We start from the raw sequence: 2154 nt of genomic DNA on the forward strand, positions 1-2154 counted from the left end.
GGCAATAATCGGGCATGCCGGACGGTACTTGGCTACCATCTGGGCCGTGCCGCCCCGTTCGGTCGAGGCAATGATGGCCGCCGCATGGAGGTCTTCGGCGATTTTGACCGTCGCCTTGCCGATGGATTCGGTCGTCGTCGCCGGGGCCTTATTTCCTTCCTGATGAGCCTGCGGCGGGAACTGGCTTTCCGTAAAGACCGCCACCCGGGCCATGGTCTGGACAGCTTCTACGGGATACAGGCCGCCCGCTGTTTCACCGCTGAGCATGACTGCATCGGTCCCGTCGAGGATGGCATTGGCTACGTCACTCGTTTCGGCCCGGGTCGGACGGGGATTGTTGCACATGGATTCCAGCATCTGCGTTGCCGTAATGACCGGTTTGCCGGCCGCCTGGCATTTGCGAATCAGGAGTTTCTGCAGCGTCGGAACTTCTTCCGCCGGTACTTCCACACCCAGATCGCCGCGGGCTACCATGATGCCATCGCTCATGCTGATGATTTCATCGATATTGTTGACGGCAGCCTTGCATTCGATTTTGGAAATAATCTTCATATGGCTGTCGTGATTTTCCAGAATCTTACGAATGGTCAGCACGTCTTTGCCACGCTGGATGAAAGAAGCGGCAATCCAGTCCATATTCATGTGGATGCCAAATTCGATATCGGCTGCATCACTTTCCGATACGGCCGGCAGATTGATGGGAATCCCCGGTACGGCAACGCGCTTGCGGTCACTCATCTTGCCGCTGTTGAGGATTTTCGTGTGGATGTCTTCGCCTTCAACGGACGTGACTTCCAGATTGACCAGGCCGTCCGACAGGAGGATATGGTCACCGGGTTTGACATCCTGGGGCAATTCTTTATAGTTCATAGAGGCGATAGTTTCATCACCTTCTACGTCACGGGCCGTCAGGGTAAAGTCATGACCGGCTTCCATCATGATAGAGCCATTTTTAAACTTGCCCAGACGGATTTCCGGACCTTTTGTATCGAGCAGAAGGGCAATGGGCGTGCCTAATTTCCGGGAAACGGCACGGACCATTTCAATGCGTTTTTTATGTTCTTCATGGCTGCCATGAGAGAAATTGAACCGGGCTACATTCATGCCGGCACGGACCATGCCTTCCAGGATGTCCGGCGTATTTGAACTGGGACCCAGGGTACATACGATTTTTGTTCGTTTCATCAGTTATGCTCCTTTTACAGGTTAAACAAATCAGGCTTTTCATCCAGTGCCGAAAGCAGGATACGGGCACTGGTCACATTGGTAGCAACAGGCACAGAATGGACATCGCAGAGGCGCAGGAACGCCGACACATCCGGTTCATGAGGCTGGGCTGTCAGGGGATCGCGCAGAAAGACGACGCCGAGTACTTCATCGGAAGCGATCATGCCGCCGATCTGCTGGTCGCCGCCCATCGGGCCGGGCTGCATCTGTTTCACTGTAAGTCCCGTTTCGTTTTCAATGCGCCGTCCCGTTTCACCGGTTCCTACGAGGGGATACCGGGATAATACGTTTTTAAACTGTGTTGCCAGTTTGACAATGGCATCTTTCTTGGCATCATGAGCGATGAGTGCAATGTAGGTTCGCATAAAATACCTCCTTGTATAAACTCCATACTGTGTCTGCGTAAGTGCTGTTGCATTTTTGTTCCCAGTGGTACAAAATTTGTCCCACTTAGGGAACATACCATAAAATCTATGGCATGCTCTTCTCCTGTGATTGTATCGTATCACCTGCGATAATGCAAGGGAAAACGATGTCTTTCCCCTGCATTATCTATGTGGACAGGTATTTTACCAAAGTTTTACCCGGTCTTTTTCGGCAATATACATGCCGTCTCCGTCAGTAATGCCATAGGCACCGTAAAACCCGTCCGTAGACGACAGGGCACCATTGACCCGGGCCCGCCCTTCCGGATGGGGATCGAGCATGAGCAGCTGATGGAGAAGCTGATTTGTATACTTGGAGGCAAAAATAGACGCGAAATTACGATACAGATCCTGCAGAGCCGTCTTGTCACCTGCGGCAATTTCCGTCGCGGCTGAAAGGCCGCCGCAGTCGGCAATGGCTTCATTCATGACGAGCTTGCCGTTTTCATACTGCCCCGGGGCAAGCTCATAGCGGCTGTAATAGGGAGCAAAAGCGGCCGCC

At 53.0% G+C, this 2154-nt stretch carries 3 protein-coding genes; all 3 read right to left on the reverse strand.

Annotated features, from left to right (window positions below):
• Positions 1–1188, reverse strand: a 1188-nt coding sequence (gene pyk / locus DBO31_RS07005) for a pyruvate kinase (protein ID WP_150824788.1), incomplete at its 3' end; no start/stop codon positions are given.
• An 11-nt stretch (positions 1189–1199) separates the two neighbouring features.
• Positions 1200–1592 (reverse strand): methylglyoxal synthase, encoded by a 393-nt coding sequence (gene mgsA, locus DBO31_RS07010; protein ID WP_059076445.1) that lies wholly within the window; start codon positions 1590–1592, stop codon positions 1200–1202.
• A gap of 204 nt (positions 1593–1796) precedes the next feature.
• Positions 1797–2154 (reverse strand): M13-type metalloendopeptidase (locus tag DBO31_RS07015; RefSeq protein ID WP_150824787.1); only part of this gene is annotated, 358 nt, incomplete at its 5' end.

This window comes from Megasphaera sp. DJF_B143 (assembly GCF_900320625.1).
In the GTDB taxonomy this organism is placed as follows: Bacteria; Bacillota; Negativicutes; order Veillonellales; family Megasphaeraceae; genus Megasphaera; species Megasphaera hexanoica.

What these genes read in the sequence shown, in the direction of transcription:
- mgsA (WP_059076445.1), bottom strand. Translation starts at nt 1,592, where the DNA reads ATGCGAACCTACATTGCACTCATCGCTCATGATGCCAAGAAAGATGCC.